General features: G+C 61.5%; 21 protein-coding genes. 12 read left to right on the top strand and 9 right to left on the bottom strand.

Annotation, left to right across the window (positions count from 1 at the left end; all coding sequences use genetic code 11):
- Positions 1 to 63: 63 nt before the first annotated feature.
- The 7 genes from ATE48_RS11890 to upp all read left to right on the top strand — a co-directional run bounded on the left by ATE48_RS11890 (position 64) and on the right by upp (position 6,394).
- A complete protein-coding gene (locus tag ATE48_RS11890) occupies positions 64 to 825 on the top strand; it encodes a hypothetical protein (RefSeq protein WP_066771785.1) in 762 nt (253 codons plus the stop codon).
- Positions 826 to 873: 48 nt separating this feature from the next.
- Positions 874 to 1,647: a hypothetical protein gene (locus ATE48_RS11885; RefSeq protein ID WP_066771784.1), complete on the top strand. Its 774-nt coding sequence runs from the start codon at positions 874 to 876 to the stop codon at positions 1,645 to 1,647.
- A gap of 48 nt (positions 1,648 to 1,695) precedes the next feature.
- The gene (locus ATE48_RS11880; RefSeq protein WP_066771782.1) at positions 1,696 to 2,496 is read left to right on the top strand and encodes a crotonase/enoyl-CoA hydratase family protein; all 801 of its coding nucleotides are present in this window, start codon (positions 1,696 to 1,698) and stop codon (positions 2,494 to 2,496) included.
- A 1-nt stretch (position 2,497) separates the two neighbouring features.
- Entirely contained in the window at positions 2,498 to 3,235 is a 738-nt protein-coding gene (locus ATE48_RS11875; RefSeq protein ID WP_066771780.1) for a DUF72 domain-containing protein, read from the top strand.
- 90 nt (positions 3,236 to 3,325) lie between these two features.
- Complete coding sequence (locus ATE48_RS11870; RefSeq protein WP_066774968.1) at positions 3,326 to 4,576, top strand: GTP cyclohydrolase II; 1,251 nt, start codon at positions 3,326 to 3,328, stop codon at positions 4,574 to 4,576.
- Positions 4,557 to 5,765 carry a DUF1688 family protein gene (locus tag ATE48_RS11865; RefSeq protein ID WP_066771778.1) on the top strand — a complete coding sequence of 403 codons (1,209 nt, stop codon included), beginning with the start codon at positions 4,557 to 4,559 and terminating at the stop codon, positions 5,763 to 5,765. The genes ATE48_RS11870 and ATE48_RS11865 overlap by 20 nt, the downstream gene beginning before the upstream one ends.
- Complete coding sequence (upp, locus tag ATE48_RS11860; protein ID WP_066771777.1) at positions 5,765 to 6,394, top strand: uracil phosphoribosyltransferase; 630 nt, start codon at positions 5,765 to 5,767, stop codon at positions 6,392 to 6,394. Before ATE48_RS11865 ends, upp begins: the two co-directional genes overlap by 1 nt.
- Here upp and ATE48_RS11855 read toward each other — a convergent pair whose 3' ends face one another.
- The 4 genes from ATE48_RS11855 to ATE48_RS11840 all read right to left on the bottom strand — a co-directional run bounded on the left by ATE48_RS11855 (position 6,395) and on the right by ATE48_RS11840 (position 11,056).
- Positions 6,395 to 8,152 (bottom strand): DUF885 domain-containing protein, encoded by a 1,758-nt coding sequence (locus ATE48_RS11855; protein WP_066771775.1) that lies wholly within the window; start codon positions 8,150 to 8,152, stop codon positions 6,395 to 6,397.
- Positions 8,153 to 8,159: 7 nt separating this feature from the next.
- Complete coding sequence (locus ATE48_RS11850) at positions 8,160 to 9,086, bottom strand: TSUP family transporter (RefSeq protein WP_228126593.1); 927 nt, start codon at positions 9,084 to 9,086, stop codon at positions 8,160 to 8,162.
- A 63-nt stretch (positions 9,087 to 9,149) separates the two neighbouring features.
- A complete protein-coding gene (locus tag ATE48_RS11845) occupies positions 9,150 to 10,151 on the bottom strand; it encodes a 4-hydroxyproline epimerase (RefSeq protein WP_066771774.1) in 1,002 nt (333 codons plus the stop codon).
- Complete coding sequence (locus ATE48_RS11840) at positions 10,148 to 11,056, bottom strand: dihydrodipicolinate synthase family protein (RefSeq protein WP_066771772.1); 909 nt, start codon at positions 11,054 to 11,056, stop codon at positions 10,148 to 10,150. Before ATE48_RS11840 ends, ATE48_RS11845 begins: the two co-directional genes overlap by 4 nt.
- 49 nt (positions 11,057 to 11,105) lie before the next feature.
- Between ATE48_RS11840 and ATE48_RS11835 the strand changes: the two genes are divergently transcribed.
- Positions 11,106 to 12,338 (top strand): NAD(P)/FAD-dependent oxidoreductase, encoded by a 1,233-nt coding sequence (locus tag ATE48_RS11835; RefSeq protein WP_066771770.1) that lies wholly within the window; start codon positions 11,106 to 11,108, stop codon positions 12,336 to 12,338.
- A 5-nt stretch (positions 12,339 to 12,343) separates the two neighbouring features.
- Here the strand turns inward: ATE48_RS11835 and ATE48_RS11830 are convergent, their stop codons facing one another.
- From ATE48_RS11830 to ATE48_RS11815, 4 genes are read right to left on the bottom strand one after another with little or no spacing between them, the layout of a single operon-like run.
- Positions 12,344 to 12,607 (bottom strand): hypothetical protein, encoded by a 264-nt coding sequence (locus ATE48_RS11830; RefSeq protein WP_156767746.1) that lies wholly within the window; start codon positions 12,605 to 12,607, stop codon positions 12,344 to 12,346.
- 20 nt (positions 12,608 to 12,627) lie between these two features.
- On the bottom strand, positions 12,628 to 13,683 hold the full coding sequence (locus tag ATE48_RS11825; protein WP_066771767.1) for a 2-oxoacid:ferredoxin oxidoreductase subunit beta: 1,056 nt from the start codon (positions 13,681 to 13,683) through the stop codon (positions 12,628 to 12,630).
- On the bottom strand, positions 13,683 to 15,512 hold the full coding sequence (locus ATE48_RS11820; protein WP_066771766.1) for a 2-oxoacid:acceptor oxidoreductase subunit alpha: 1,830 nt from the start codon (positions 15,510 to 15,512) through the stop codon (positions 13,683 to 13,685). The genes ATE48_RS11825 and ATE48_RS11820 overlap by 1 nt, the downstream gene beginning before the upstream one ends.
- A complete protein-coding gene (locus ATE48_RS11815; protein WP_066771765.1) occupies positions 15,509 to 17,326 on the bottom strand; it encodes an FAD-dependent oxidoreductase in 1,818 nt (605 codons plus the stop codon). The genes ATE48_RS11820 and ATE48_RS11815 overlap by 4 nt, the downstream gene beginning before the upstream one ends.
- 102 nt (positions 17,327 to 17,428) lie before the next feature.
- Here ATE48_RS11815 and ATE48_RS11810 point away from each other — a divergent pair, with 102 nt between their 5' ends.
- Genes ATE48_RS11810 through ATE48_RS11795 form a run of 4 tightly spaced genes read left to right on the top strand, consistent with a single transcriptional unit; the run spans position 17,429 to position 23,711 of the window.
- Positions 17,429 to 21,007, top strand: coding sequence for a hydantoinase B/oxoprolinase family protein (locus ATE48_RS11810; RefSeq protein ID WP_066771764.1), 3,579 nt, complete (start codon positions 17,429 to 17,431; stop codon positions 21,005 to 21,007).
- Between the two features lie 18 nt (positions 21,008 to 21,025).
- Positions 21,026 to 21,751, top strand: a complete 726-nt coding sequence (locus tag ATE48_RS11805) for a DUF969 domain-containing protein (protein ID WP_066771762.1) — start codon at positions 21,026 to 21,028, stop codon at positions 21,749 to 21,751.
- Positions 21,748 to 22,710 carry a DUF979 domain-containing protein gene (locus ATE48_RS11800; protein ID WP_066771760.1) on the top strand — a complete coding sequence of 321 codons (963 nt, stop codon included), beginning with the start codon at positions 21,748 to 21,750 and terminating at the stop codon, positions 22,708 to 22,710. The genes ATE48_RS11805 and ATE48_RS11800 overlap by 4 nt, the downstream gene beginning before the upstream one ends.
- Positions 22,707 to 23,711 (top strand): DUF2891 domain-containing protein, encoded by a 1,005-nt coding sequence (locus ATE48_RS11795; protein ID WP_066771758.1) that lies wholly within the window; start codon positions 22,707 to 22,709, stop codon positions 23,709 to 23,711. Before ATE48_RS11800 ends, ATE48_RS11795 begins: the two co-directional genes overlap by 4 nt.
- Here the strand turns inward: ATE48_RS11795 and ATE48_RS11790 are convergent.
- Positions 23,708 to 24,397: a fumarylacetoacetate hydrolase family protein gene (locus ATE48_RS11790; protein ID WP_066774964.1), complete on the bottom strand. Its 690-nt coding sequence runs from the start codon at positions 24,395 to 24,397 to the stop codon at positions 23,708 to 23,710. The genes ATE48_RS11795 and ATE48_RS11790 overlap by 4 nt on opposite strands.
- Positions 24,398 to 24,443 lie beyond the last annotated feature (46 nt).

Below are 24,443 nucleotides of genomic sequence, written 5' to 3'. Positions count from 1 at the left end.
AAAACGCCCGCTTGATCCCATTGTCTGAAGCGCTAGTTGTTCACTCCGTCCGGAGTTCAAAACATGCGCCGCGCAGCCATAGCCCTTGCACTTGCACTTGCACTCATGGCTTGCGGACAATCCGAACCGCCGCCACCGCTCCCCGAAGCGCCTGTCCAAGTCGCGGCGGCGGCGTGGTTCATCTGCGATGCCATCGATGCACCGGTCGTGTTGGTGTTTGAGCGCGACGGCTCAACAGCGCGCGTGGCGCAGTACGGCAAACCGGATGGCGAGATCGTGCTGCGCACCGAGTATCAGCTGGGTGACCAAGAAGGCGCGGCGGGAAGCGTCTACACGACGCTGATCCAGAACGGTGTCGATGTCGGACACATTCGCCAGATCAGTCCGGGCATGCTGGAAACACCAGGCGCCGCGTTCACATTGCCCTTCACCTCGGTACGCATAGGTAATCGCGACATCACATGTCGATGGATGCCTCGCACCCGGCTCATGGGTTTCACCGGCAGACGCACGATCGTCGTCAGCGAAGATGGTGACGGGGACCTTCTCTATCATTCGTACGATTTCGCCAGCGCCGCTGAAGCGCAACAGATCGAGGTGTCCGAAAACGGCCGAACCACGACCTTCTCACTCGAAGTTCGCGACGGGACTGAAATAACGAACGCGGACGGCGCGAACTACAGCTTCCAAGCTGATGCAGAGACCGAAATCAACGTCACCGTCGATCGCACCGGCGTTGGCCGTGTCTCGGTCGCGCGGCACGGACCTGAACCGGCTCAGAGCGAGGATTTGATCGCATACATTGTGGGCGCCGGCGCGGAGTAAGTTGAGCCGCGCATGAAGCACTGCTAAAGGCGGGCGCAGGAGATCTTCATGCGTTTTGCCGTCGCTTTGCTCGCCCTCACGCTCGCCGCCTGCAACCAACAGCCGGCCCCGCCCACGGCTGAGGAAGAACAGATTTCCATGCGCGTGCCAGCGCCGTGGTTCATCTGCGACTCGATCAATGGAGCGTCGGTGTTCGTCTTCGAGCGCACCGCGAATAATGACGTGCACGTTGCCGAATACGGAAAATCCGATGGAGGCCTCTTAGCACGCAACGGCTATTTCGTCGGCGACGAAGAAGGCGCCGCTGGCAGCATCAACACTGAGCTGGTGCGCGACAACGGCTCCGATGCCTGGGTCCATCAAACCAATCCAGGCATGTTGGAAACGCCGGCGTCGGCATACACGCGCCCGTTCGGTTCCGCGCAAATTGAAGGCCGCGATATCCAATGTCGCTGGATGCCTCGCACGCGCGTCGCGGGTTTTACCTCCCGGCGTAGCTTCGTCGTCCACGAGGACGCCGCTGGCGCCATTACTTACAGCGCCTACAATTTCGCCGACAACGCGAGCGCTCGCGCCGCGAGCGGCGCCGAGAATGCGCGCACGACGAACGCATCTCTTGAATTGCGCAACGGTGTTGCTGGGCAAACGCCGGAAGCAACGACCTACACCTTCGAGACACAGGGTTTCCGCTACGTACTTTCGCTGAATCGCGATGGCACCGGCGTGCTCGACGTCACACGGGACGGCGCGCCACTCACATCGGAGCCGCTCATCGGCTACCAACAGGGCTCACCGCCCGCGCCAACGGCAGCAACACCGTAACCGGCGCTTGTCGCCTTCTGACCCAGATCGAAATCAATCGAGGATGAAATGACGTTCGCAACCTATGAAAAATCCGGACGCGTCGCGACCGTAACGATCAACCGGCCCGAGAGCCGCAACGCGATCGCCACCCAACAGGATTGCGATGACCTCGCGGGCGCATTGTGGAAAGCCAATGACGACGCCGACATCAACGCTGTCATCCTCACCGGCGCAGGAAAGGCGTTTTGTGCAGGCGGCGATCTGAAGGCCATTCGCGAACGCAGCGGCATCGGCCCGCGTGCAACGCCGGACGGCACCCGCGCGAACTATCGCCGCGGTGTTCACTCCGTCATCAAGGCGCTCGCCGACATCGAGGTCGCGACCATCGCTGCAATCAATGGCCACGCCATTGGTTTAGGCCTCGACATCGGCATTCTCTGCGACATTCGCCTCGCGGGCGCATCGGCGAAAATGGCATCGAGCTTCGTAAAGGTCGGCATCATTCCCGGCGACGGCGGCGCATGGATCTTGACCAACGCCATCGGGGCCTCGCGTGCGGCAGAACTCGTGCTCACCGGCGACACGATTGACGCGGACGAAGCCGCGCGGATCGGATTGGTGTCGCGCGTTGTGCCTGATGAGGCGTTGATGGACGAAGCGCGCAAGCTGGCGGACCGCGTGGCCGTCAACCCGCCGCGCACGGTGCGCTTGGCCAAACGCCTCCTGCGTGAAGCACAGCATGGGCGCCTCAGCGATGTGCTCGAACTTTCGGCGGCGTTTCAAGCACTCGCGCACGAGACCCGTGATCACAAGGAGGCCGTCGACGCGTTCACCGAAAAGCGCGCACCGAACTTCACGGGCGAATGAGATGACGATCCGCGTTGGCATCGGCGGCTGGAGCTACGAGCCTTGGGAGGAAACCTTCTATCCGCCGAAGCTCGCAGCCGCAAAGCAGCTCGAATACGCCTCTAGCAAAGTGACGGCGATCGAGATCAACGCCACCTTCTATCGCACGCAAACCGCGACCTCGTTCAAAAAGTGGGCGACGGCGACGCCGGACGATTTCATGTTTTCGGTGAAGGCGCCCCGCGCTGCGGTGCAACGCAAAGATTTGCGGGAGGCGGCGCAATCGATCGAATGGTTCTTCAATAGTGGCGTCGGCGAACTGGGCGCAAAGCTCGGACCAATCTTCTGGCAAATGGCCCCCTACAAGAAGTTCGACGCCGCCGAGATGAATGCCTATTTCGATATGCTGCCCGAAAAGCTGGGTAAGGTGAAATTGCGGCACGCGATCGAAGTCCGCCACGAGAGCTTCACCGACGATGCATTCATGAAACTGGCGCGCAAGCGCAACATCGCTGTCGTTACGGTCGAGTCCGAAAAGCATCCGCTTATCGTTGAACCAACTGCAGACTTCTCGTACGCCCGCCTCGAACTGACACAGGCCGATGAACCGACCGGCTATCCAAAGCCAGCGCTGAAGAAGTGGGCCAAGACCGCGCGCGATTGGGAAAAGTCGGGCGACGTGTTCCTCTACTTCATCAGCGGCGCGAAGGAGCGAAATCCGGCGGCGGCAATGGCGATGCAGGACTTGTTGAAGGCGTAATTGCGGCAGCATGGCGCGCGCCTTGCCAAGCAATCGCCGCAGCCTCACATTACGAATCACGAGGGCGAAATAGACGCCGACGAAGCAATCATGTCCGAAAACCGCATCGGCCACATTCGCCTGACTTCTCATCCAGGGGCCGGCGCCGCCGTGCGCTTCCCGATTCACTGGGGCGCGGCCACCGCGAAAGAGCGCGGGCCGATCATCGGCTCAGCAACCGCTGACCGTAATGCTATCGGCGCTTATGGCGGTGCATACTCCATCTATCGCGCGCTCTCCGTTTCAGCGGGCGCGCTCAATCCGAGCGTACGCCCCGATCTCACTGACACGGCGCCTGTTGTTGACATGGGTCCGTTCCCGCAATGGCGCGACGGGGGAAAGGTCGTATCGCTCGATCCTTGGGGACACCTGGTCGCCGATGATTTTAAGGCAGAGATCGACGCGGGCGTTGACATTCGCCCGACGATCGCGATCACAAAGGCGCGTCTTTCACTACCGGAGATTCGCGAAGCGATTGCGCGCGGACGGCTAAAGACCGACGGCGCTGTCGTGCACGAGAGTGGAGATGTTGCGGTCACGAAGGCCGCGCTTGATCCAGTCTGGCACCTGCCCGGCATCGCGGCGCGCTTTGGCGTGAGCGAAGAACGGCTGCGCCACACATTGTTCGAGCAGACCGGCGGCATGTATCCCGAGTTGGTGACACGGCCGGACATGTGCGTATTTCTGCCGCCCATCGGCGGCATCACGCTTTACATCTTCGGCGACCCGGCGGCGATCAGCGATCCGGCCCGCAAACTCACCTGCCGCGTGCACGATGAATGCAACGGATCGGACGTGTTCGGTTCGGACATTTGCACCTGCCGCCCCTATCTCACGCACGGCATCGAGGAGTGCATTCGCGAAGCGCAAAACGGCGGCGCGGGTCTCATCGTTTACAACCGCAAAGAGGGGCGCGCCCTCGGCGAAGTGACCAAGTTTCTTGTCTATAACGCGCGCAAGCGCCAGCCGGGCGGCGATCAAGCCGCGACCTATTTCGAACGCACCGAATGCGTCGCGGGCGTGCAGGATGCGCGCTTCCAGCAATTGATGCCGGACGTGCTGCACTGGCTCGGTATCACACGCATCGATCGGTTCGTCTCGATGTCGAACATGAAGTTCGAGGCCATCGCCTCGTCAGGCATCACGATCGGCGAACGCGTGCCGATCCCGCCGGAATTGGTGCCGCCTGACGCGAGCGTCGAACTCGAAGCCAAGAAGGCGGCGGGCTATTTCAGCCCCGAGGCCGCGCCGAGCGAAGAAGATTTAACGCACGTGGTGGGACGTGACCTCAAAGACTTCTGACGCACGCGCGTTGCTCAGCGCGGCTGCCGTACGCGGGCGCGCGAACGACGCCTTCGCGTTGGCGGAGGCCGGCAAACTCGACGACTGGAAACTCAATCTCGACGCGCTGCCGACTTGCGCGGACTTCGTCGCCGAAATCGTGCGACGGCGCTACCCAACGCTCGAGGTTCCATTTCACGCCCGTTGGCGCCATTTCGTTTTGGGCGGTCGTGATCTATGGACAGACATCGCAAAGGAAGCGCATTGGCGCGACGCCGACGCAAAGGCGCGCGCCTATTTCGATCTCGCGATCACCTCAGTTCTGCTTGACGCCGGCGCCGGCGCGACATGGCGCTACAAGGATCCAAGCTCCGATCTCGTCGCATCGCGCTCAGAGGGCTTAGCGCTCGCGAGCTTGCGGTTGTTCGAATGGGGCGGCTTCTCTGCAGAGCCTGCCGATCCGCTGCGCGCCGATGCGGAGGGGCTGGCGCGCATGGACGAACATGCGCTGGCCGATGCCTTCCAAGTGAGAGCGGACAATGGGCTTGAAGGGCTTGCGGGCCGCGCCCGCTTGCTCAATCGGCTTGGTCAAACCGTCGACGCGGCGCCGCGCATCTTTGCGCTCAACGACGCGCCGCGGCCAGGTGGTTTGTTCGATATCTTGAAGGCGCAAGCGATTGCGGGCGTGTTGCCGGCGCCGGCAATTCTTGAAGCGCTGCTGGCCGGCCTTGGTCCAATCTGGGAACACCGCCCGCACTTGGATGGCGTATCGCTCGGTGATTGCTGGCCACATCCGCAGCTCGGCTATACGCCGCTGCACAAACTGTCGCAGTGGCTTGCCTACTCTCTAATCGAGCCACTCGAAGCGGCTAGCGTCCGTGTCGTCGATATCGATGGGCTGACCGGACTTGCCGAGTATCGCAACGGCGGTTTGTTCATCGATATGGGCGTACTTGAACCCCGCGATCCACGCGCACTGGTTTACAACGTCAACGACCCCGCCGTTGTCGCGTGGCGCTCACTCACGGTGGCGTTGCTCGATCGCATAGCGCCGCTGGTCCGGGAACGATTGGGCGTAAGTGCGGACGCGCTTCCGCTGGCGCGCGTCCTCGAAGGCGGCACTTGGGCGGCGGGCCGCGAGGTGGCGCGCAAGAAGCGGCCAAACGGCGGACCGCCGCTCCTCATTCACAGCGATGGCACGGTGTTTTGATGCAAGGCGTAACGATCGTCGATCACCCTTTGGTGCAGCACAAGCTCACCATCCTGCGCGACAAGGAAACTTCGACACGCTCGTTTCGCGAACTGCTGCGCGAGATCAGTTTGTTGCTTTGCTATGAAGTAACGCGCGATCTGCCGCTTGAGGATGTTGCCATCGAAACACCCGTCGCCCCAACACACGGCAAGCGGCTTGCAGGAAAGAAACTGGTATTTGCGCCAATCCTGCGCGCTGGTATGGGTCTGCTCGACGGCATGCTCGAATTGGTGCCGTCCGCGCGCGTGGCGCACATCGGGCTTTATCGCGATCCAAAAACACTAAAGGCCGTTGAGTACTACTTCAAAGCGCCGAGCGATGTCGCCGACCGTATGGTCATCCTGATCGATCCGATGCTCGCGACCGGTCACACGGCCGTCGCCGCGCTCGACCGGATCAAGGAGCATGGTGTGAAGGATATTCGCTTCGCATGTGTTCTCGCGGCGCCCGAAGGCATCGATGTCGTGCGAAGCCATCATCCGGACGTGCCGATCTGGACCGCCGCGATTGATGAGCGCCTGAACGACCACAGCTACATCGTGCCAGGCCTCGGCGACGCCGGCGACCGGATCTACGGCACGAAGTAGTTAGGGCTGCTGCAGCTGCGACGCCGCGATGTACTCGTCGATCTGTTGTTCCAAAACCGGAAGCGTCACGCCGCCATTTGCCAGCACGGCGTCATGAAAGGCGCGCACGTCAAAGCTATCGCCGAGCGCCACCTCGACGCGTTGACGAAGTTCGACGATCTTCAACTCGCCAATCTTGTAAGCGAGCGCCTGCCCCGGCCAGCCGATATAGCGATCGACTTCAGTGCGGATTTCATGCGTCGAGAGCGCGGTGTTGGCGGCGAGGTAGTCAAGCGCGCGCTGGCGTGACCAACCCATCGAATGCATCCCTGTGTCAACGACAAGGCGGCAGGCGCGCCACATCTCATACGTGAGACGCCCGAAACGCTGATACGGCGTGTGGTAGATGCCCATCTCTTCGCCGAGCCGCTCCGAATAGAGACCCCAGCCTTCGCCGAACGCGTGCGGATAGAACGTGCCACGGAACGACGGCAAATCGGTGAGTTCGCGCGCCAGCGAAATTTGCGTGTGGTGCCCCGGCGCGGCCTCGTGCGCCGTAAGCGACGGCAGCACATACAGTGGACGCGTGTTCAGCGCGTAGGTATTGACCCAATACTCACCAGCTTGTTCGAGACGGCCGCCGCTATAACGTCCACCCGTATAGTTCGGGGCAATTTCCGCCGGCACCGGCTGCACCGTGTACGGACGACGCGGGATATGGCCGAAATAATTCGGCATCTGCGCATCGATCTCGCGCGTGATCCACGCCGCTTCGCGCAACAATTGCTCCGGCGTCGTCGCGTAGAATTGCGGATCGGCGCGGAGAAAGGCGAGAAATTCCTCGAACGAACCGTCAAAGCCCGCGGACCGCATCTCTGTTTCCATCGCGGCGCGAATGCGCGCGACTTCATTGAGCCCGATTTGATGAATGCTCTGCGGCGTCGCATCCGGCAACGTCGTGTAATAGCGGACTAGGTCAGCGTAGTAAGCGCGGCCATTCGGCAGTCGTTGCGCGGCGATGGTGGTGCGCGTGCGCGGCGCATACTCGTTCTGAAAGAATACGCGGAATTCATCGAACGCCGGAATCACACTGTTTGTAAGCGCAGCGCGCCCTGCTTCGCGCAGTCGCGCGCGTTCACTTTCCGGCACGCTCGCTGGAAAATTGGCGAAGGGCGCATACAACCCCATCGCTTCTGCGTTCTCGTAGTGAAACGCGCCGATCACCTGGGAGACACCCGCAACGATCTCGCGCGGGAGCGTGAAGCCATCGCGCAAGCCTTGACGCATGTTCGCGATCTGCTCGCGGAAATAGCGCGGTGTATCATTGAGGCGCGCGATGTAGTTCTCATAGTCGCGCACCGTGCGCGGCGATTGCAAATCGTCGAGCAAAAGGATTTCCGAGTAGAATCCGCTATCGCTGTTGAGCGGCAAGCGCCAATCGTCATAGCGCCCGAGCCGAACGCGCTGTCCGACCATGAAGTCGAACAGATCGTAACTCACTTGCTCTTGGTGCGTGAGCTGACCGCGATTGATGGCGTGAAGGCGAGTGAGAAAGGCTTGGTTCTCACGCAATTGCCGGGCGTTCGTTTCGGGTGTCACCGATGGCAGACGGTCGTCATAGTCGTGAATGCCGGCGCTGGTCGCGCTGAGAGGATCCTCGCGATAAACGAACGCCCGCTCATCCTCGAACAAGCGAGACAAGTCCGCGCTTGTCGTTTGCGCGGCGGCTGAGGCGGCAAATGTGATCGCCAGAGCGGCGCCCAGAATTACACGTTTCATTGCACTCTCACGGGACAACCGCAGGATTTCCCTCTTGCGCCTTCGGCTTGGCGGCGAGCGCCGACCGGAGCAGCAATGCGGACGCGTAAACGACCACGACGACAACCAGCCAGCGTAGCGTGACGAGGTCCAAGCTCTTGACCACGAACGCCGCCAGCAACACCGCTGGAATGCCGCCCAGCGCAATGCCCAGAACGATGCGCAAATCGATGCGCTCCGAGCGCACGAAGTTGAGGCTCGAGATCGGCATTAGAAACGCGCACGACCCCATCATGATCGGAAACGCGGCCGCCGGGTTTAGCCCCAACAAACTCAATAGCACGAGCGAGGGCGCATAGAGACCAATACCGAACATCATGAGGATTCCCATCATGAAATGGCCAACGACAGCGATCACAAAATAAGTCGTCGCCAATGACGTCGCTTCGCCGCCTGGCGGCATGAGCCCCAGATTGCCAAGTGCGTAGAGCGTAGCGGCAATCAGCAACGCAATCCCGACAACACCCTGCACAAGGCGCACCGGCGAACGCTGCACAATCGGCGCGCCGATAAAGGCGCCTGCGCAGGACGCCGCGATGCAGGAGATCAGCAGTGCGGGGTCAACCTGCACGAGCGTGATGAAGATCAACGCTTGCGCAACAGTCGGCAGTGCGTGACCCGCATTGAGGATCGCCGGGAAATAGCTATCCGGCGCCATCTTGCGGATTTTCATGTACGCGGTCGTCGGCGCAAACGAGCCAATGCCGAGTGTATCGAAGAAATCTGTTACGGCGCCGAGGCCGATGGCTTCCGGCTTCGGTGCGAGTTCGCCGCGCTTGTGTGCGGTACGCAGCAGAACGGCGGTGAAGTAAATCGCAATCGCTGAAAGAGCGGCCAGCAAACCGCCGACAATCGTCATCAGCCAACGGAAGATTGCTTCAAATGTAAGCCCCATGCGTCACTCCCCCGCACGCGTTTTCAGCAATGCAGCACGCGTGCTCGGGAGGCGCAATCAAGATCAGACGACCTGAAAGCCGTGAGCGAAGGCATCTTCGCTATCGATCCAGATCTCATTCCGGCCAGTTGCGATAGCAGATCCCTCGATCGACGGGATGATGGCGCTCCTGCCGCCGAGCTCTGTTTCGGCCTCGATGCGCCCAATGAAGCGCGAGAGAATGTAGCTTTCATGGATGAAAGGCTCGCCCACTTTGAGCCGCCCTTTGGCATGCAGATGCGCTAAGCGGGCCGACGTACCGGTGCCACACGGCGAACGATCGATTGCTTTGTCACCATAAAACACGGCGTTGCGGCCATGCGCGCCCTCGGTTTTGGGCTTGTCGGCCCACAGCACGTGACTGACGCCGCGTATCGTCGGGTCGATCGGGTGCACAGGTTCGATCGTCTGGCGGATAATCTGGCGAACGATCGGCGAAAGTTGAAGTATGCGCGCAGCGCCGAGATCGTCTAGGCCCGTGTATGGCCCCTGCGGCTCGATAATAGCGTAAAAATTGCCGCCATAAGCGATGTCGATCATCAGCGGACCAAAGCCCGGCACATCGATCTTTACATTTTCAGCAGCAAGATAGCTCGGCACGTTGCGAATGCGAACGCTGCGGACGCGATCGTCCTCCTGAACGTAGCTCAATTCAATCTTGCCAGCGGGCACCTCAGCGATGAACCGCCCCGGCGTACGCGGCTTGATGGCCCCGCTCTCGATGCCAAACGTCACGATGCCAATCGTGCCATGCCCGCACATCGGCAGGCATCCGCTGGTCTCGATGAAAAGAATGCCGACATCAGCGTCGGCGCCTGTCGGCGGATAGAGAAAGCCGCCGCTCATCATATCGTGACCGCGCGGCTCGAAGCAGAGTCCGGTTCGAATCCAATCATAGCGCGCCATGAAATCCCGGCGACGCTCGCTCATAGTCGCGCCGTTCAGTTCAGGTTTGCCCTCGATGATCAAGCGAACCGGATTGCCGGCGGTGTGGCCGTCGATGCAGCGGAACGTGTAACGCGTCACGCGGCGGCCTTCAATTTCGGACGCGTAGCTGCCGCTTGCTCCACCATGGCCGTGACTTCGGCGCGGCGCGCGCCCGTCAGCGGATAGCGCGGCGGCCGCACACGTTCGCTGCCGCGGTCCATGATCTGCTCGGCCAGCTTGATCGATTGAACGAGATCGTGCTCAGCGTCCAAGTGCAGCAACGGCATGAACCAGCGATAGATCGCCAGTGCCGTTTTCATGTCGCCCGCGATGATCGCGTCATAGAGAGCAAGTGACTCTTTTGGGAAGGCATTGGTGAGGCCGGACACCCAGCCTCTGGCGCCAAGAATGAGGCCTTCAAGCGCGACATCGTCGAGGCCGGCGAAAAGCATGATCTTGTCACCGATCGCATTGTAAAGATCGGTGAAGCGGCGCGTGTCGGGCGCGCTCTCCTTCAAGCACACGATGTTCTCCACATCCGCAAGTTGCTTGATCGCTTCGATACCGACGCTGACGCGATAGGCGGGCGGATTGTTGTAGAGCATGATCGGCAGCGCGGTTTCCTTCGCCACCGCCTTGAAATGCGCAACGAGTTCGGCTTCAGCGGGCACATAGACCATCGCAGGCAGCAGCATCAGGCCATCGGCGCCGAGCGTTTCGGCATCACGCGCAAACGCGATGGCGCGATTGGTGTCGAATTCGGAAACGCCAGCAATGACCGGCACGCGCTTGCCCACAGCCTCGACCGCCGCCTTGAGGACCGTGCGTTTTTCGTCTGGCTCCAGCGAGTTGTTCTCACCGACCGTACCCATAATGACGAGGCCATGAACGCCATCGCGCACCAGGGCGTCTTGCACACGCTGCGTCTCGCCAATATCGATCGACAGGTCCGGCGCAAACTGCGTTGTCGCCGCCGGAAACACACCACGCCAATCGACTTGCATTGCCGCCCTCGCTTGCTTAGGCGAACAACCTAGACGATCCGGTGTGACGATGAAATCGATTCTGGTCATTGGCGGCGGGCTTGTTGGCGCTTCGTGTGCGTTGCGGTTGCAAGCGGCCGGCGTGCAGGCAACGCTGATCGATCCCGGCGATAAGCGCCGCGGCGCCTCGTACGGCAATGCAGGTCACATCGGCTCCGAGCAGGTCGCGCCGTGGGCGGCTTGGGGCAATGTCCTACGCGCGCCGAAGTCGAGCTTCGGCATGGGCGGTCCGCTGGACTTCCGCTGGAGCGACGTGGCGCTGTGGACGCCGTGGTCGATGCAATTCCTGCGCGCGTGTGATCCGGCGCGGTTTGAGCGCGGACGTGAGGCATTGATCGCCCTGCTCGCAGACTCTCTGCCGGCATGGCATCGGATCGCCGAACTGGCCGGCGCGCCGGAGATCGTAATCCCGCACGGCCACGTAACGGCTTGGTCAACCGCGCGCGGCGCGGAAGATGGTTTGGCGGCGTTTGCGAACGCCAAATGGGGCCGCACGACCAGCTATCGCGAAATGACGGGCGCGGAGCTGGAGCGTTACGGCGCCGTGCTCAACCACCCACCGCACGCGGCGGTGATCTTCAGCGGCACCGGACAAGTCAGCGAGCCGCAAGCTGCGCGCGAGGCCATATTGGCGTCGTTTGTCGAACGCGGCGGCGAAATCGTCACCGGCAGCGCAACGCGTGTTGAGACCAGCGCGCGCGTCACGCTTGCGAACGGCACAGTGCGCGAAGCCGATGCTGTGCTGGTGTGTGCTGGCCCATGGTCACGAAGGCTCATGGAGCAAATCGGCGTGCCTGCGCCCTTGATTGGCGAGCGCGGCTATCATTTGCAGAGCGCGGAAACGAATTGGCCGCACGATTTGCCGACGACGGTGTTCGAGGAAAACTTCATCGCCGTGTCGCGATTCACCAGCGGCTTGCGCTGCACGAGTTTCGTGGAGTTTGGCTCGCCGGATGCGCCGGGCGACGAACGCAAGTGGCGGCGCCTCAAGGCGCGGATCGAGGAGCTTGGCATCAAGTTCGAAGCGAACCCAGATCGCTGGTTCGGCTCGCGGCCTTCCCTGCCCGATTTCATGCCGGCGATCGGTCGCTTAGAGCGCGCTCCGAAGGTGCTCTACGCGTTCGGACACGCGCATTTGGGGCTGACGGAAGCGCCGATCACGGCGGAAATCATCGCGGCGATTGCGGCGGATAGGGCGCCAGCGGTTGATATTGCGCCGTTTCGGATTGAGCGGTTTGGGTGATCTGACTACGCGAACCTAAACGTCAGCCACAGAGCTAGAAGCAGAAGCGCAAAGGTAGCCGCGAGCGCGAGCAGCACCCAAGCTAGCCGCTTCATGTGCGAGCGATCTTCTGCGGTCGGCGGCCAGCCAACTAGTGGGCGGCTATCGGCCTCAGGATCGTCGTCGCGCACATCCATTCGTGGCGGAAAGTGCAAGCCGAACAACACGAGGGGAACTGACAATCCAAGTGCCACCGCCAAGAGCATCATGACGGTTAGGAATGGAGTCATGCTCCAGCCTTTTCAAAATCCTAGCGCAAGCTCGCGTTGATCTTTTCCAGGTCCGCCACACTCGGAATGAGATCCGCGTCCGGGAGCTTGTTCAGCGGCGTAGCCACCGTGCCCATTGAGTCGTGCAGATCGCCGGCTTCTGGATCGACGTAGAGCAGACCCGTCACGATCTCACCCATCGCGGCTTTGCGCGCGAGATAGCCGAAGGCTTCGTTGCGGTCGGTTGCGTCGTAATCGTCTTCGATCTTGCGGAGGCGCAAAATCGAGCCGTCGTGCTGGCGGACTTCCTTGAGTTCGCCTGGCTTGTAGTCCGCTTTGATCGGCGCGCGCGGGGTGATGACGTCCATGCGATTCACGGCTTCGTTGTGCTCGCGCACGTAGTCGAAGCTCTTGGTGGAGCCGACGTGGTTGTTGAACGCCACGCACGGGCTGATGACGTCGATGAACGACGTGCCCTTGTGCGAGAGAGCGCCCTTGATCAGCGGGACGAGCTGGTTCTTATCTCCCGAGAAACTGCGGCCGACATAGGTGGCGCCGAGCTGCAGCGAGAGCATGACGAGATCGATGGCGCTATCCTTGTTCTCCGCGCCCTTCTTGGCCTTCGAGCCTTTGTCGGAGGTGGCTGAGAATTGGCCTTTGGTGAGGCCATAGACACCGTTGTTTTCGCAAATATAGGTCATGTTTACACCGCGGCGGACGGCGTGACAGAATTGGCCAAGACCGATCGAAGCGCTGTCGCCGTCACCCGAGACGCCGAGATAAATCAGATCGCGCGCGGCGATATTGGCGCCAGTCAAGACGGACGGCATGCGGCCATGGACGGCGTTGAAGCCGTGCGCGGGGCTGACGAAATAATCCGGCGTCTTCGACGAGCAGCCAATGCCGGAGAATTTCGCAAGCCGATGCGGCGCGAGATCGATCTCGTAACAGGCTTGAATGATCGAGGCGCTGATCGAGTCATGGCCGCAACCAGCGCAGAGCGTCGAGATCCGGCCTTCATAGTCGCGGCGTGTGAAACCCAGCGCGTTCTTTTCGAGCGACGGGTGATGCAGCGGCGGCTTTGCGATGTAGGTCATTATGCCTTCTCCCGCAGCGGGGCCGTGTGCGGGCCTTTGAGCTTTTCGGTGATGTCGCGAATGATGAAGCGCGCCGTGATCGGCGTGCCGTCATAGTGCAGGATGGAAACCAGCCGAGCCGGATTGATCTGGCCCTCATTGACCAAGAGCGACTTCAGCTGCGCATCGCGATTTTGCTCAACCACGAACACCTGCTCGTGGTCATTGATGAAATCGAACACTTCGTTGCTGAACGGGAAGCTGCGCACGCGCATCGCGTCAAGATGAATGCCGTGGCCTTCCAAGGCGTGCAGCGCCTCTTCCATCGCCGGATCGGTGGAGCCCATGTAGATCACGCCGTCGGGGGTCACCCTGGAGGCTTTGCGAACGATCGGCGCTGGCACGTGGGATTTCATCGTCTCCCATTTGCGCAGCAGGCGCTCCATACCTTCGGTGTAATCTTCGCCCTTTTCCGAATAGCGCGCGTCCTTGTCGTGGCTTGAACCACGCGTGAAGTAGCTGCCCTTGGTCGGGTGCGTGCCAGGCAAGGTGCGATACGGCACCGCGTCGCCATCGACATCGCGATAGCGGCCGAACGGCACGCCCTGCTCCAGATGTTCGTAGCTCAGCACCTTGCCGCGATTGAGATGCCGCTTGGCGTCCCACTTGAACGGCGGCGTCAGCCATTCCTGCATGCCGATATCGAGTTCGAGCATGACGAAGACCGTGGTCTGGAAGAAGTCGGCGAGATCGAAGGCCTGCGCACCAAATTCAAACGCCTCGGTGGGATTGGCCGGGAAGAGCAGCGGATGCTTGGTGTCGCCGTGCGATGCGTAGGCCGCGAGCAGGAGATCAGATTGCTGTGTCCGCGTCGGCATGCCCGTCGACGGGCCGCCACGTTGAACGTCGAAGATCACCGCTGGAATTTCGGCGTAGTACGAGAAGCCGACGAACTCGTTCATCAGCGAAATACCAGGCCCCGAAGTGCAGGTGAACGCACGCGAACCCGCCCAGCCGGCGCCCATGACCATTCCGATCGAGGCGATTTCGTCCTCAGCCTGAACGATGGCGAAGCGGTTCTTGCCGTCAGGGTCTTTGCGGAGCCTGTCACAATATTTTTGGAAGCCTTCCGCCAACGATGTCGAGGGCGTGATCGGATACCAGGCGCAGAATGTTGCACCGCCATAGACCGCGCCGAGCGCGGCCGCGTCGTTGCCTTCAACGAAGATGCGATCGCCCACCTTATCCGCGCGCTTCAGCTTCAAGCCGATCGGCGCGAGATGGTCCTTGGCGAAAGTGTAACCCAGTTCGAACGCTTTGAGGTTCGGCGCGATCAGCTTGTCTTTGCCCTTGAACTCTTCGGTGAGAAGTTGCTTCACGACTTCGGTTTCGAAGCCCAACAGCTGCGCCAGCACGCCGACATAACAAATGTTTTTGAACAGCTGACGCTGACGCGGATCGGTGAACTCCGAGGCGATCAGATCGGTCAGAGGTGCGCCGATAATGGTGATGTCATCGCGAAATTTCGAAGCCGGCAGCGGCTTCGACGAATCGTAAAGTAGATAACCACCCGGCTCGATACTTTTGATGTCGGCGTCCCAGGTTTGCGGATTCATCGCGACCATGAGGTCGATGCCGCCGCGACGCCCAAGCCAACCGGCTTCCGAGACGCGCACTTCGTACCACGTCGGCAAACCTTGAATGTTCGACGGGAAGATGTTGCGCGCGCCGACCGGGACGCCCATGCGCAAGATCACCTTGGCGAACAAGCCGTTGGCGCTCGCCGAGCCTGAACCGTTCACATTGGCAAATTTGACGACGAAATCGTTGATCGCAGCAATCGGCTTCATTTGGCGCCCACAGGTTGGGGAGCACGCTTCGGTTTCGGCGCTGAATTGCAGCCTGCGTGCGTCATCTCGAGATAGAAGTTCTGCATGTCCCAGGCGCCGGTCGGGCAGCGCTCAGCGCAAAGACCACAGTGCAGGCAGACGTCTTCGTCTTTGACCATGACACGGCCGGTCTTGAGCCCATCCTGCACGTAGAGATCCTGCGTCAGCGTCGTCGCTGGAGCATTGAGGCGGCCGCGGAGTTCGGTCTCCTCTCCGTTCTCGGTGAAGGTGATGCAGTCCATCGGACAGATATCGACGCAGGCATCGCATTCGATGCAGGCGGGTGCGGAGAACACAGTCTGCACGTCGCAGTTCAAGCAACGCTGCGCTTCCTTGTAGCCGAGCAGCGGATCAAACCCCTTCTCGACCTCGATCTTCACATTGCGAAGCGCGACTTCCGGCTCAACCAACGGCACCTTATAGCGAAGGTCGAGCGAGATATCGTTGTCATAGGCCCATTCATGGATACCCATCTTGGTGGACATCATCGACACGCCGGGCGGCGGGCGCTTCTTCACATCCTTGCCGTTGCAGAAGAGATCGATCGAAACGGCGGCGTCATGACCGTGCGCAACCGCCCAAATGATGTTCTTCGGTCCGAAAGCGGCGTCACCGCCGAAGAACACATTCGGGATTGCTGACTGGAACGTCACTTCGTCGACGACCGGCATGTCCCACTTGTCGAACGTCATACCGATGTCGCGCTCGATCCACGGAAATGAGTTTTCCTGGCCGACGGCCATCAGCACGTCATCGCACTCGAAGTGCACGTCGGGCTCGCCCGTCGACTCCAGGCGCTTCTTCCCGTCCTTTTCCACCCAATGCATCTTGGTGAACGTCACGCCCGTAAGCTTGCCGTTCTTGTGGGTGAACTCTTTCGGATTGTGGAAGTTGATGATCGGGATGCCTTCGTGCTGGGCGTCTTCTTTTTCCCAGGGCGAGGCCTTCATCTCATCGAAGCCCGAGCGCACGACGACCTTCACGTCCTCGCCGCCGAGGCGGCGCGAGGTGCGGCAGCAATCCATGGCCGTGTTGCCGCCGCCAAGGACGATGACGCGCTTGCCGATTTTGTCGATGTGCTCGAACGAGACGCTAGACAGCCAATCAATGCCGATATGGATGTTCGCCGCGGCTTCCTTTTGGCCCGGCAGGCCAAGATCGCGGCCGCGTGGCGCGCCGGTGCCGACGAACACGGCGTCCCAGCCCTGCGCGAGGACCTCTTTCAGCGAGTGCACGCGTTTGCCGAAGTGGGTGACCGGTTCGTAACGCAAGATGTAGTCGACCTCTTCGTCGATAACGCTCTCGGGCAGACGGAAACGCGGGATCTGGGTGCGGATCATACCGCCGCCCTTCTTTTCCGCGTCGTAGATATGAACCTCGTACCCCAGTGGCAGCAAATCGCGCGCAACGGTGAGCGAGGCCGGGCCGGCGCCGATGCAAACGATGCGCTTTCCGTTCTTTTTGGTCGCGGGAAGCGGCAGAAGATCGGTGATCTCGCCCTTGTTGTCAGCTGCGACGCGCTTCAGGCGGCAAATGGCAACCGGCTCATCTTCCACCCGACCGCGCCGGCACGCCGGTTCGCAGGGGCGATCGCACGTGCGCCCGAGAATGCCGGGAAACACGTTCGACTTCCAATTGACCATGTACGCATCGGAATAACGCTGCGCGGCGATCAGCCGGATATATTCAGGCACCGGCGTGTGAGCCGGACACGCCCACTGACAATCGACAACCTTATGGAAGTAGTCGGGGTTCGCGATGTTGGTGGGCTTCAAGCGGCCTGCTCCCTTATAGTGGCGAACCTACTCCGCCTCGCCGCGTCGCGGCAATCGCTAAGCGCTTGATTGAACGGCGCCAGCTAGCGATGGTCCCGCCGCATGAGCTGGCAATTCTGGATCGACCGCGGCGGCACGTTCACTGACGTCGTGGCGCGTGGGCCGGGCGGCGCCCAAGTGGTCAAGAAACTGCTGTCGGTGAACCCAGGCCGCTATGTAGATGCGGCGCTGGAGGCGATGCGACTCATTCTCAAAGAGCAAGGCGCGAGCTTTGCCGACATCGAAGCCGTAAAGCTCGGGACCACGGTCGCGACCAATGCATTGCTAGAACGCAAGGGCGCCGACGTCGTGCTCGTGGTGACCGATGGCTTCGGCGACGCGCTGGAGATTGGAACCCAGGCGCGACCAGATATCTTCGCCCTGCATATTGTGAAACCCGATCTGTTGCAGAAGCGCGTCATCGAAGTACGCGAGCGGGTAACAGCAGAAGGCGAAGTTTTAACGCCGCTGGACGAGGCGCACGCGCGTGCGCAGTTGCAGCGCGCCTTCGATGATGGCTTCCGCGCCACAGCAATCGCCTGCCTGCACGGTTGGGCGCATCCAGCACATGAACAACGACTGGCTGAGATCGCGCGCGAGATCGGCTTTACCCAAATCAGTGTGAGCTCCGAAATCAGCGGTCTGATCAAATTCGTCCCGCGCGCCGATACGACGGTGGCGGACGCCTATCTCTCTCCGATTTTACGCTCTTATATCAACGGCTTCGAGCGCGGCTTCGAAGCCTTGTCTGATCAACTGGGCGCCGGCGCCCCCAATCTCCTTTTCATGCAATCCAACGGCGGCTTGGCGCACGCGGACAATTTCCGTGGCCGCGACGCCGTGCTTTCGGGGCCCGCTGGCGGTGTCGTCGGCATGGCGGCGGCTGCACGGCGCGCTGGCTTCGACCATGCGCTTGGCTTCGACATGGGCGGAACTTCCACCGACGTCTCGCACTATGCTGGGGCATTCGAGCGAACCAATGAAACCATGGTCGCCGGCGTGCGGCTCTCAGCGCCAATGTTGCAGGTCCACACTGTCGCCGCTGGTGGTGGGTCTGTGTGCTTCTTCGACGGCGCGCGCCTGCGCGTCGGACCGCATAGTGCCGGGGCCGACCCAGGGCCGGCTTGCTATCGCCGCGGCGGACCACTCACGATCACCGATTGTAACGTGTTGTTGGGCCGCGTGCAGGCTGAGTTCTTTCCAGCGATCTTCGGCCCAAACGCAGATCAACCGCTTGATCGCGACGTGGTGCGGAAAAAGTTCGATGACTTGTGCGCCGAGATCAAAACGAAAAGCGGCGCCCAGATATCGCCGCAGGGCGCGGCCGAGGGGTTTTTGCGCATCGCCAATGAAAGCATGGCCGAAGCGATCAAGAAGATATCCATCCAGCGCGGCTACAACCCCGCAGAGTACGCGCTGGTGGCGTTCGGCGGCGCCGGCGGCCAGCATGCGTGTGCGGTTGCGGACGCTGTTGGCGTCGAGACGATCCTGCTTCATCCGCTCGCGGGCTTGCTGAGCGCCTGGGGTATTGGTCTCGCCGACGTGCGCGCCGTTGCGGAAGAAACCGTGGAAGAGAAGTTGGCCGAAGCGCGCGATCTCAATCGCCGCGCGCAAGCGCTGGCGTTGCGCACGGCTGAAACACTCGACGGCGAGGCGCGAACGGTCATCACCGCCAATCTGAAATATGATGGCGCCGACTCTACATTGCCGATTCCATTCGCGGAGACCGCGACAATGGCCGAGGCGTTTGAAACAGAGCACCGTAAGCGCTTCGGCTTTATCGATCCCAAGCGCGCGCTCATCGTGGGCTCGCTTTCGGTCGAGGCCGTCCAAGCCGGCGCCTCCAACCCAGCAGCGCGGCCGTTGCCAACCCAGGCGCCAGCGGCGCCTCGCCGGCTTGTGAGCGCACTGGAGGACGGCGCCGCGACCACTGCACAGGTGTTTGATCGCGAGACGCTACCGGCCGGTTTCGAAAAGCGCGGGCCCGCCATCATCTTGGACAACGGCGCGACCACCTACATCGCCGCCGGCTGGACAGGTCGAATCAGCGAACACGGCGATCTCATTTTGACTCGCTTCCTACCAATAACACGCAGCGCGCTCGGCACGGATGCCGACCCAATCCTGCTCGAAGTGTTCAACAACCGCTTCATGGGCGTGGCCGAGGAGATGGGTCTGGCGCTCCAGACCACAGCTTCATCGGTGAATATCAAAGAGCGTTTGGACTTTTCATGCGCGGTCTTCGATGAGACTGGCGGCCTCGTCGCCAATGCCCCGCACATTCCGGTCCACCTGGGATCCATGAGCGACAGCGTGCGCGAGATCATCCGGCAGCGCGGCGACACTATGCGCGCCGGCGACGTCTACATGCTCAACGCCCCGCACGCGGGCGGTACTCACCTGCCCGACATTACGGTGATTGCGCCGGTGATCTTGGACGGTGAAACGCGCCCGGCGTTCTTCACTGCGGCGCGCGGCCACCACGCCGACATCGGCGGCATTACGCCCGGCTCCATGCCGCCGAATTCCATGAGCATTGAAGACGAAGGCGTGCTGATCGAAAACTTCCTGCTGGTGCAGGACGGGCGCCTGCGCGAACCGGAAACGCGTGAGCTGTTCGCCAGCGGTCCACACCCCGCGCGCGTGATCGACCGCAACATCGCAGACCTCAAAGCGCAGATCGCGGCTGTCGTTAGAGGCGGTGATGAACTGCGTCGCCTCGTCGAGCACTACGGGCGCGCCGGCGTCACCGCCTATATGGGCCACGTGCAGGACAACGCCGAAGAGCAGATCAAACGCGTCATCGACACGCTGCAACCCGCCAGGTTTGAAGTAAAGATGGATAGCGGCGCGGCCATCCGCGTGGCGATCACCCCCGATCCTTCAACCCGTCGCGTGCGCGTCGATTTCACCGGCACGAGCGTGCAGCAGACGAGCAATTTCAACGCCCCGCTCGCGATCACGCGCGCCGCAACGCTCTACGTTTTCCGAACGCTCGTGAATGACAGCATTCCTTTGAACGAAGGCTGCCTCAAACCTATCGACATCATCGTCCCGGAAGGCTCGCTGCTCAACCCAAAGCGCGGCGCCGCCGTGGTCGCAGGCAATGTCGAGACGAGCCAAGTTGTCGTTGATGCGCTCTACGGCGCTCTTGGCGCGCTGGCGGCCTCGCAAGGCACGATGAACAATTTCACCTTCGGCGACGACACGCGCCAATACTATGAAACGATTTGCGGCGGTTCAGGCGCAGGCCCATCATTCGATGGAGCCAATGTCGTGCAAACCCACATGACAAACTCGCGGCTCACGGACCCTGAAGTCTTGGAAACGCGCTTTCCCGTCATCGTGGAGCGCTTTGGCGTGCGACGCGGCTCAGGCGGCCATGGGGCGCGCACCGGCGGCGATGGCGCGGTGCGGCGGATTCGCTTCCGCGAACCAATGACAGCGGCAATGCTCGCCAACCGCCGCGACACCAAGCCGTTCGGCCTCCGAGGCGGCGGTGACGGCGCGGCCGGCTTAAATCGCGTCGAACACGCCGATGGCGCGGTGACGCCGCTCGCGGCGACCGGCAAAGCTGAGGTAAAGCCAGGCGACGTGTTCGTGATCGAAACGCCTGGCGGCGGTGGATACGGCAAAGCTTAGACGAAACGCGGGGACAGCATGCTGGTACTTCTGGGAATTGGCGTCGTGGTGCTCGGCTTCGTCCTGCGCGCGAACCCGTTGCTGGTTGTGATGGCAGCCGCGCTTACAACCGGCCTTGCCGCAGCGTGGACGCCAGAGGCCGATTTTCAGATCATCTACCAAGCGGCGCTGACGACCCTCGCCGCCTTCGGCAAAGCCTTCAACGACAACCGCTATGTCAGCATGGTGTGGTTCGTGTTGCTCGCGATCGGATTGCTGGAGCGAGCGGGCCTGCAGGAGCGCGCCCGCATGCTCATCGCAAACGTGCAGGCTGCAACAGTTGGCCGCGTGCTTTGGGTTTATTTCCTCATTCGCCAAAGCGCGTCCGCCCTCGGCCTGACGTCACTCGGCGGTCACCCGCAAATGGTGCGCCCGCTTGTTGCGCCGATGGCCGAAGGGGCCGCCGAGGCCAAATTCGGCCCGCTGCCAGATCGCGAGCGCTACCTCATTCGCTCGCACGCCGCAGCCGCCGACAATATCGGACTCTTCTTCGGCGAGGACATCTTCATCGCCATCGCCTCAATCCTCCTGATCAAAAGCATTCTGGAACAGAACGGCATCATCGTTGAGCCATTGCAACTTTCGATCTGGGCAATTCCTACGGCGATCGCGGCGCTGCTCATCCATTCCTTACGGCTTTGGCTGCTCGACGCGCATTTAAAGCGCAAGTTGCAGGCGCCGAAGAAGGCGGAGGCGGCGCGATGATCACGCTGGCGCACATCTACATTCTTGTCGGCGTTTTCTTTGGCGCGATCGCGCTGCTCTCAGTGGTCGATAGCGCCAATCCCCGGCGCGTCTTGAACTTTATGTTCTGGGGCATGTTGGCGACGAGCTTTCTCGGCGGCGCTTATCTTGGCGATCTCGGCAACGGCTTGCTGGCGCTTGGGCTCGTCGTCGTCGCAACAATCGGCATGGGCCAAGGCAAGCCCGCGACGACAACGCCGGAGCAACGCCGCGAAAGCGCGCTGAAGCGTGGTAACCTTCTATTTCTGCCGGCGCTTATCATTCCGGCGGTTGCGCTTGGCGGCACCTTGATCGCCAAGCAAACCGATTGGGGGCCGCACCTCATCGATCCCGCGCAAGCGACACTGATCTCACTCATCCTCGCGACATTGATTGCCGTGACGGTCGTGATGGTGTGGCTGCGTCTGCCCATCGCCGCCCCCCTTCAGGAGGCGCGACGATTGCTCGACGCCGTGGGTTGGGCGGCGATCTTGCCTCAAATGTTGGCGTCACTCGGCGCGGTATTTCTCTTTGCCGGCGTCGGTGAACAAGTTGGCGCGATCTTCGCCCAATACATTCCGCTCGATACACGCACCATGGCCGTCGCGGCCTATTGCATCGGCATGGCGCTGTTCACAATCATTATGGGCAACGCCTTTGCGGCGTTCCCAGTGATGACGGCCGCAGTAGGGCTGCCCTTCGTCGTCATGCAGCTTGGCGGCGATCCTGCGCGCGTTTGCGCCATTGGCATGCTCGCCGGATTTTGCGGCACGCTGATGACGCCGATGGCGGCGAACTTCAACGTCGTACCAGCCAATCTGCTTGAACTGCCCGATCGCAAGGCGGCGCTCAACGGCGTCATTCGCGCGCAAATCCCGACCGCGATCCCCCTTCTCATCGCCAACATTGTTCTTATGCGTCTGCTCGCGTTCCCAACATGACCAAACTGACCAAAGACATCGCCGAGAAGTTCGCGGGGCTCGCGCTTGCACACGTTAGCCGCGAATACCCAAACATCATGCAGCATGTGATGGGGAGCGCTGCGGACGTCGTTGGACCACGGCAAGCGCACCCGATTTTCTTCGGCAGCTACGACTGGCATTCGTGCGTCCACGGTTATTGGCTGTTGGCGCGCCTGATGCGCCGCTACCCCGAGCTAAAGCAGGCCACCGAGATCAAGTCACTTTTCGCGGAACGTATCACAGCGTCAAACGTCGAAGGCGAGTGCGTGTACTTGCGCCGCCCAGAAGCGCGCGGCTTCGAGCGCCCATACGGTTGGGGTTGGCTGTTGGCGCTACAGGCGGAGCTTGAACAACACGCCAGCGAAGCGGGTATGCAAGCGGCGCGCACGCTACGCCCGCTCGCCGATGCATTCGCAGATCGATTTCGCGCCTATCTGCCGCTCAGCGACTACCCGATCCGCACCGGCGTCCACTCTTCCACTGCGTTCGCGCTTCGACTCGCGGCAGATTACGCTGAGCCCGCCGACCCTGAACTCTTTGCGCTGATGCGCGACAAAGTCTTCGCCTGGTTCGGCGCGGATCAGTTGGCGCAGGCTTGGGAGCCAAGCCAGGATGATTTTCTTTCACCCACTTTGATGGAAGCCGAGTGTATGCGCCGCTTCACGGCGCCGGCGGCGTTCCGCACCTGGTTCGAGAACTTCCTGCCGCGTGCCACTGAACAGCAGCCAGCTTCGCTGTTCACGCCGGCACGCGTTAGCGATCGCACCGACGGCAAGATCGCTCACCTCGACGGATTAAATTTTTCGCGCGCATGGTGCTGGCGCTCGATTGCAAGCGCGCTGGGCAAAGACCATCCCGCAACGCGACGCGCAAACGAAGCGGCCGCACGGCACATTAACGCGAGCTTACCGCACGTTGCCGGCGACTACATGGGTGAGCACTGGCTGGCGACGTTTGCGCTGCTTGCGCTCGAAGCTTAGCGGCTGATTGAGAAGCGCAGCGGCGCCAAGCCATCGACGCCGCACTCGATCGTGTCTCCAGGATTGAGCGGCGCCACGCCAGAGGGCGAGCCTGTGAAGATGAGGTCGCCAGGCCGCAGATCCCACCATTGCGAGAGCGCCGCGATAATCTCGGGAATGCTCCAGATCATATCGTGCGTATTCGCATCCTGACGCGTCTCGCCATTCACTTTGATCCAGATCCGGGCGTTTGTCACATCGCCGCACGAGGCTATCGGCGTGAGCGCGCTGATAGGCGCCGAGCGATCAAAACCCTTCGCGGTATCCCACGGCGCGCCGGCCTTCTTGGCTTCAGCTTGGCGATCACGACGCGTGAGGTCGACGCCAACGCCATAGCCCCAGACATAGTTAATCGCGTCTGCCACGACGATGTTCGAGCCGCCGGCGCCGATCGCGATGACCAGCTCCACCTCGTGATGGAAGTTCGACGTGTGCGATGGATAAGGGATCGCGTTACCGCTTTCGACCACCGCGTCGGCCGGCTTCGAAAAGAACAAGGGTGGTTCGCTTTTGGGATCATTCCCCATTTCTCGTACGTGGTCCGCATAGTTTCTCCCCACGCAGAAAATGCGGCGCACCGGAAAGCGTACGTCGCTTCCGGCAATTGCAACGGATGGCTGTGGAGGCGCGGCGAAGGTAAATTGCATGAGCGGGTTTGAGCACGTCGTGGCGATGCCTGCAAACTCCCTTTGC

It is taken from the genome of Candidatus Viadribacter manganicus, from assembly GCF_001679665.1.
GTDB classification, from domain to species: domain Bacteria; phylum Pseudomonadota; class Alphaproteobacteria; order Caulobacterales; family Aquidulcibacteraceae; genus Vitreimonas; species Vitreimonas manganica.
Note: the sequence above shows the minus strand (reverse complement) of the source record. Positions and strands in the feature narration are given on the sequence as shown.